Raw genomic sequence first — 7,264 nt, 5'->3', positions numbered from 1 at the left:
TGAACTCGCAGACGCGCATGCACGTGGATTGGTGCGCGATGACCTGCCGGATTGCGCTGCGGCGATCTCGGCGGACCTGTCGGCGATTCGTGACGAGTTCGGGCTTGCGTTGCCCGATCCGGTGATCACCGCGGGGTCGATGCTTTGGGCCGCGCTGATCGGGGCGGTCAGCCTGGAGGTGTTCGGGCAGTACGGGACCGGGACATTCCGGTATCCGGAGATGTTGTTCGAGGCGCAGGTTCGGCTGGCGATGTCTCGGATTCTTTTGGGGACCAAGGGTTTTGGAGTGGTTGCGTCAGGTGGCGAAAGGTCGCCGGACCCTTCGTGACCCTCGCTCCTTCGTCGCTTCGGCCTCAGGGATCAAGACGTGTCCCCCTGTCCTTCGTGAATTGGACTCGGGGATCAGGGAGGGGTGCATGTCCGTTTCGGGGTGAGGAGTGTTGCCGCCGCGGGATGGACCCCCCGCGGCGGCAACCTGTCAGGAGCCGGACTTGGTGATGTCGGCGGTGACGCCGTCACCGAGTTCGATGGCGCCGGAACCGGATTCGGCGGGCACCACGTCGAAGGTGACGGCGAGGACCTCACCGGCGATCAGGGCGGCGTGGCGCCGGGCCCAGTCGATGCGTTCGGCGGGTACCACCAGGCGGACCTCGATACGGTCGGAGACGTCGAGATCCAATGAGCGGCGGGCGTCCTGGAGTTCGCGGACCCGGTCTTTGGCCCAGCCCTCGGCCTCCAGTTCCTCGGTAACCGCGGTGTCGAGCACCACCAGCCCCGCACCGCCCGGCAGCTCGGCCGTCGAATCCGGTTCGACCGCAACGAGTTTGCGCGAGTATTCGCCGTCGGCGAGGTCGACACCGTCGGCGGAGACCACCTCGGTACCGTCGGATTCGGTGCGCACCGACCAGTTTCCGGCCTTGACCGCCTTGATCACCTGCTGCACCTGCTTGCCCAGACGCGGGCCCGCGGCGCGGGCATTGACGGTCAGCTCGTAACGGCCGAATCTGTCCGCGTCGGTCGCCAGAGTCACAGACTTGACGTTCATCTCGTCGGCGATGAGGTCAGTGAACGGACGAAGGCGTTCGGCCGTCGGCGAGGCCACGGTCAGCCCGGGCAGCGGCAGCCGCACGCGCAGCTTGTTGGCCTTGCGCACACTCGACGCCGTCGAGCACACCGCCTGCACCTCGTCCATCGCAGCCACCAACTCGGCGTCGGCGGGCAGGTCGCCGGCCTCCGGCCAGTCGGTCAGATGCACCGACCGCTCCCCCGTCAGGCCCCGCCAGATGGCCTCGGTGGCCAGTGGCAGCAGCGGCGACGCGAGCCGGCACGCCACCTCCAGCACCGTGTACAACGTGTCGAAGGCGTCGGCGTCGGTATCCTGACCGGCCCAGAAGCGCGAGCGCGAACGCCGGACGTACCAGTTGGTGAGCGACTCGACGAACTCGCGGAACGACTCGCACGCACCGGCGATGTCGTACACGTCGAGAGCCTCGGTCATCGCATCCCGGGTGGCGGCCAGCTTGGCCAGGATGTACCGGTCGAGAACATGTTCGGAGTCGGTGCGCCAGGTTGCCGGGCGGTCGGCGTACAGCTGGAGGAAGCTGTAGGCGTTCCACAGCGGCAGCAACGCCTGCCGCACGCCCTCCCGGATACCGCGTTCGGTGACGACGAGGTTGCCGCCGCGCAGCACCGGCGATGCCATCAGGAACCAGCGCATCGCGTCGGAGCCATCGCGGTCGAAGACCTCGTTGACGTCCGGATAGTTGCGCTTGGACTTGGACATCTTCTGACCGTCGTCACCCAGAACGATGCCGTGGGCGATGACGCTCTTGAACGCGGGCCTGTCGAACAGCGCGGTGGCCAGCACGTGCAGATTGTAGAACCAGCCACGGGTCTGCCCGTTGTATTCGACGATGAAGTCGCCCGGATTGTGCGGTACCTCCCCCGACGACGTGTCACCGTCGAACCAGCCCTTGTTCTGGAAGGGGTAGTGCACCTGTGCGTACGGCATCGACCCCGACTCGAACCAGCAGTCGAGCACCTCCGGAACCCGGCGCATCGTCGAATTGCCCGACGGGTCATCGGGATTGGGCCGGGTGAGCTCATCGATGTACGGGCGGTGCAGGTTGGTCGGACGCACCCCGAAGTCGCCTTCGAGTTCGTCGAGGCTGCCGTAGACGTCGACGCGCGGGAACTCCGGGTCGTCCGAGACCCACACCGGGATGGGCGCACCCCAGTACCGGTTGCGGCTGATGTTCCAGTCGCGGGCACCCTCGAGCCACTTGCCGAACTGGCCGTCGCGGATATGCGACGGCGACCACGTGATCTCCTGATTCAGCTCCAGCATGCGCTGCTTGATCGGGGTCACCGCCACGAACCACGACGGCACCGCCATGTAGATCAGCGGCTGACCCGACCGCCACGAGTGCGGGTAGGAGTGCTCGATGGTCTCGTGGCGCAACACTTTGCCCGCAGCCTTGAGGTCCTTGATGATCACCGGGTTGGCGTCGAAGACCATCAGGCCCTCGTACGGCGGCACCTGCGCGGTGAACTTTCCGCCCTGATCGAGCGGCTGCACCACCTCGATGCCGTTGGCGCCGGCCACGTCCATGTCCTCTTCACCGAAGGCCGGCGCCAGGTGCACGATACCGGTGCCGCTGTCGGTGGTGACGTAGTCGGCCAGGAGCACCCGATGCGCGTTGGGGTGCCCGGCGAAGAAGTCGAACGGCGGTGTGTACGAAAGGTTTTGTAGATCGCGGCCCCGATAGGACGCGACGGTAACGGGGTCGCCGAATTCCTTGGCGTACACGCCGAGTCGGGCCTCGGCGAGCAGATACTCTTGCCCGTCATCGGCTTTCACGTGGACGTACTCGACGTCGGGGTGGACGGCGACCGCGAGGTTGGACGGCAAGGTCCACGGAGTGGTGGTCCAGATGACGACGTTGACACCGTCGAGCGGGTTTCCGGGGTCGACGATCGGCATGCGCACGGTGAGCGCCGGGTCCTGCCGCATCCGATAGGCATCATCGAGCTTGGACTCCTGGTTGCTCAGCGGAGTCTGCTCGTACCAGGAGTACGGCAGCACCCGGTAGCCCTGGTAGATCAGACCCTTGTCGTGCAGGCGTTTGAACGCCCACATCACCGACTCCATGAAGTCCAGATCAAGTGTCTTGTAGTCGTTGTCGAAGTCGACCCAACGGGCCTGACGCGTCACATAGTTGCGCCATTCACCGGTGTAGCGCAGCACCGAATCGCGGCAGAAGTCGTTGAACTTCTCCACGCCCATCGTCTCGATCTCGGACTTGTCGGTGATGCCGAGCTGACGTTCGGCTTCGAGTTCGGCGGGTAGGCCGTGGGTGTCCCAGCCGAACCGGCGCTCCACCTTCTTGCCGCGCAAGGTCTGGTAGCGCGGCACGACGTCCTTGACGTATCCGGTGAGCAGGTGCCCATAGTGTGGCAGTCCGTTGGCGAAGGGAGGTCCGTCGTAGAACACGAATTCGTCGGCGTCGGCGCGGTTGTCGACGGATGCCTGGAAAGTGCTGTCGGCCTGCCAGTAGTCGAGGACGAGCTTCTCCACGTCGGGAAAGCTCGGGGCCGTGCGGCCGGTGCCGCCGGTGAGATCGACGAGCGGGTAGGTGCGCCCGGTGGTACCCGGTTCAGGGGATTCGGTCACGGTGTCTCCTCGTGCTGAACTCTCGAAGTGCTGAACTTCTCGAAAGTGCTCGCACGGGGACGCATCGGTGTCGTCTTCGACACCGCGGCGCGGTACCACCCCGCTTGCGCCGCTGGTGCGACGCCTCTCTACGGTGTGCGCATCCGGGGTGGACGCACACTCCTGCGGCTGTGACGGGCCGCTGCCCGCCTGGGTCTAGTGAGAACCGATGTCATCGGTCCCGTTCTTCCAGGTGCTCCCCGGTGATGGCCGGATCAATGCGACGCACCTGCACACAATGGTGCATGCGCAAACGACAGTGTAGCGCTGCCTACGCAACGCCACACAATCGGTTTTCTGGTGGTTCGGTTGTTCTCCGGCCCCGATCAGGTACCCGGACGCCATTCGGGATCGAGCGGGTCGATCTTGCGGCGACGGCCGGTGACCGGCGGCGTCGTACCGGATGCTCCGGCGGCGGTCTGTCCCGGCCGGGCGGGCAGAACGGACGGGGTCCAGGGCCGCGGGGTCTCCTGGGAGTCGGCACTCGGTCCTGCGACCGCACCGAACTGCGCCTGCGGCCCGGTGGGCGGCTTGTACTGCTGACGAGGCTGCTGTGGTGCGCGACCCGACGGCAACTGACCGGTCCACGGTTCGGAGCGGCCCGGCTGCGGACGCTGTGTGCCTGTATCTCCTGGTGCGGGCCGCTGCGGCGGCGCAGGTCGCTGCGGAGGGGTCTCCGGCAAACCACCGACCGACCTGAGGTAGTCGTCATAGCCACCGGCCGGGCGACTCACCGGCGGAACGGGTGTGGCCGCGGGCTGTGAGTAATTCGCGACCTCCAGCTGCTTGGCCGGCCCCATACCCGAGGGAATCGCGGTCTGACCGGTCGCCCCGACGGAAGGTCCGGCCGTGGGCGCTCCGAGTCGCTGTGTAGAGGCATTCCCCGGCCCCGACGCCGGTACCCCGGATTCGCGCGCGGCCGGCTCTTCGACGCCGACAAACGCCCGGGGACCCGAGGCGACCGCGTCATTCCAGGCGGGTGCCGCAGTCGGCAGGGCCTGTGCCCCGGTCGGCAATGCGGGCATGGCGCCCGATCGCGCCGCACCACGCTGGACGCCGGACGGCTGACGGACCGTGGTGCCGCCGGTATTGATCGCCTCGTCGCCGGATCTGCTGTCGTCGGCGAGAGGGGTCGTGGCCCCTGCACGCCGCCCGGCCGAGGAAGCTCCCCCGACCATCTGCTCGACGCTACGAGCCGGCGCACGACGCGCGGATCCGACCACGTCTGCCATCAGGAAGCCCAGACCCGCCAAGCACACGACGATGCAACTGATGGCGAGCCAGACCGTGCCGGTGACAAGTCCCAGAACCAGCAGGACGAATGCGACAAGTGTGGCGCCCAGTGCCAATGCGAGCACGATGTATGCCTTACCCCGTCTTCCCGGTCAGCCCGTGTAGCCGGCGGGGTATCCACCCGCGTTCTGCTGCTCGGCCGGGTAACCGCTTTCCACCGGAGCGGCACTGCCCCGCTGCTGCAGCTCTTCGAGCTGAGATTCGAGATAGGTCTTGAGGCGCGTGCGGTATTCGCGTTCGAACGTCTTGAGCTGCTCGATACGGCCTTCGAGAACAGTGCGCTGCTGGTTGATCGTGCCCATGATCTCCGAATGCTTGCGCTCGGCGTCGGCCTGGAGGGCATCGGCTCGCTCCTGTGCCTGGCGAACCTGGGTCTCGGACCGGGTCTGCGAGTCGGCGAGGATCGCCTCAGAGCGCTGACGCGCGTCGCCGAGGAGCGCATCGGCTTTGGTCTGCGCCTCGTTGACCATGGCGTCGGAACGCGAACGCGCGTCCCCGAGCAACGAGTCGGCCTCGGCGCGCGCACTGCCGGCAACACGATCCGCGGTGTCCTGGGCAAGCGCGAGAACCTTGGCCGCACGCAGGCTTGCGTCCTGGTCGCCGACTGCGGGAACCTCTGCGACGGGTGCGGGGGCAGCCACCTTGAGCAGCGTGGTCGTCGCGTCGCCACCCGACCGGTCGGTGGACGCACCGCCGTTGGCGAGGTCGGCCTCGAGCTCCTCGACCCGCTGTTTGAGGTCGGAGTTCTCCTCGATCAGCCGGGCCAGTTCGGTCTCGACGAAATCGAGGAACTGATCGACCTCGTCCTCGTTGTAGCCGCGCTTACCGATCGGCGGTTTACTGAACGCGACGTTGTGCACATCAGCTGGTGTCAGCCGCATGTCGGTTCCCCTCATTCTCATCTCGAGGCCGCTTCTGGTCTCGAGTTCGGTCGTAGGTATCTCGATATTCTAGTGGTCCAGGCTATCGGAGTCCGGGCCACGGGGTGGGCGACCCGCAGGAGCTAACCCTGTTGGGCTACACCTCCGACACACACCACCGCTACAGTTTGACACTACTAGTGATTCATACCAGTCAAAATTTGTCACTGTGGTTCCGCGCTACCACATTCACCCCATCTGTCACACGGGATCGATGCAGTCTCGCAATACAACGGTGATTCAATCATGACATCTGTGGCGTTCAATTCCCAGTTTCTCCGCGGGTGGTTTGTTTGCTCACGCCACGGCCGGGCGCCCGACCACCCTTCAGAGCGCGAGCGCGAGTGCCGCCCCCGAGGAGTTCGCGGCGCCCTGCGCGATTCGCATCGCGACGATCACCACGATCATCACGATCATGAGCGAGAGGTCCAGACGCACAGGGCCGAGCGGGATCGGTGGGATCAGTCGCCGCAGAAGTTTGATCGGCGGATCGGTGGCGGTGAAGACCGCTTCGATGATCACCACCGCGATACCGGTGGGCCGCCACTCGCGAGCGAAGGAGCGCACCAGCTCCACGACGAGCCGAGCCAGGAGCAGCAGCCAGTACACGAACAGGATGTAGTAGAGAACCAGAAGGAAGGTCGTCACATCACCAGGTTGCCTGATCGGTTTTCGAAGGCACCAATGCGGTGCCCATTTTGCGGAGTTGGGGCCTATTTTGCGGGGTTCGGCTGCCGGCAGACCTACTTGTTGTTGTAGAACCCGGTCTCGGCGATCTTGCGGCGGTCTTCGGGGGTGACGTCGACGTCGGCGGGTGAGAGCAGGAACACCTTGGTCGCGACTTTGTCGAAGGAACCGCGCAGCGCGAAGGCAAGACCTGCCGCGAAGTCGACGAGTCGCTTGGCATCGTCGTTGCTCATGTTGACCAGGTCCATGATGACCGGGCTGCCGTCACGGTAGCGTTCACCGATGATGCGGGCCTCGCTGTAGTCGGCCGGGCGCAGCGTCGTGATCTTGTGCAGCGGTCCGTCGGCGAAGATGCGGCCGAGTTCCTGTTGGTCGCCGCCCGACCCTGGCCGGGTGTTCGCGGCCCGCAGCGGGGCGGCGGTGCTGCGCTGGAGTGGTTCGAGTCGCGCGGGTTGCCGCGGGCGCTCGGTGTGCTCGTTGATGGGCCGTCCTCCCGTATAGGCGTGTTCGGCCTTCTCGTAGTTGCGGTCGTCGTAACGACGGCCTTCGTCGTAGCTGTAGTCGGACTCACGCGGGCTGTCGGCGAATCCGGCGCTGCGGTACTCGGTATCCCGGTACTCGGCATCCCTGTAGTCGGCGTCCCGATAGTCGG

At 66.0% G+C, this 7,264-nt stretch carries 6 protein-coding genes; 1 reads left to right on the top strand and 5 read right to left on the bottom strand.

All coding sequences use genetic code 11. The features are described from left to right. Positions 1–328: TetR-like C-terminal domain-containing protein (locus KDB67_RS20530; RefSeq protein WP_291020040.1), on the top strand; the 328-nt coding region annotated here is incomplete at its 5' end. A gap of 150 nt (positions 329–478) precedes the next feature. Here the strand turns inward: KDB67_RS20530 and ileS are convergent. The 5 genes from ileS to sepF form a co-directional block, all read right to left on the bottom strand. Further along, positions 479–3,673, bottom strand: a complete 3,195-nt coding sequence (gene ileS, locus KDB67_RS20525) for an isoleucine--tRNA ligase (protein WP_291020037.1) — start codon at positions 3,671–3,673, stop codon at positions 479–481. Between the two features lie 365 nt (positions 3,674–4,038). Continuing rightward, positions 4,039–5,070: a hypothetical protein gene (locus tag KDB67_RS20520; protein WP_291020034.1), complete on the bottom strand. Its 1,032-nt coding sequence runs from the start codon at positions 5,068–5,070 to the stop codon at positions 4,039–4,041. 27 nt (positions 5,071–5,097) lie between these two features. Then, complete coding sequence (locus KDB67_RS20515) at positions 5,098–5,886, bottom strand: DivIVA domain-containing protein (RefSeq protein WP_291020032.1); 789 nt, start codon at positions 5,884–5,886, stop codon at positions 5,098–5,100. Positions 5,887–6,252: 366 nt separating this feature from the next. Next, complete coding sequence (locus tag KDB67_RS20510) at positions 6,253–6,573, bottom strand: YggT family protein (RefSeq protein ID WP_291020029.1); 321 nt, start codon at positions 6,571–6,573, stop codon at positions 6,253–6,255. Between the two features lie 95 nt (positions 6,574–6,668). Beyond that, positions 6,669–7,264, bottom strand: a 596-nt coding sequence (gene sepF, locus KDB67_RS20505) for a cell division protein SepF (RefSeq protein WP_291020026.1), incomplete at its 5' end; no start/stop codon positions are given.

The sequence above is a fragment of the Gordonia sp. (in: high G+C Gram-positive bacteria) genome, assembly GCF_020438995.1.
Classification (GTDB): Bacteria; Actinomycetota; Actinomycetes; order Mycobacteriales; family Mycobacteriaceae; genus Gordonia.
Note: the sequence above shows the minus strand (reverse complement) of the source record. Positions and strands in the feature narration are given on the sequence as shown.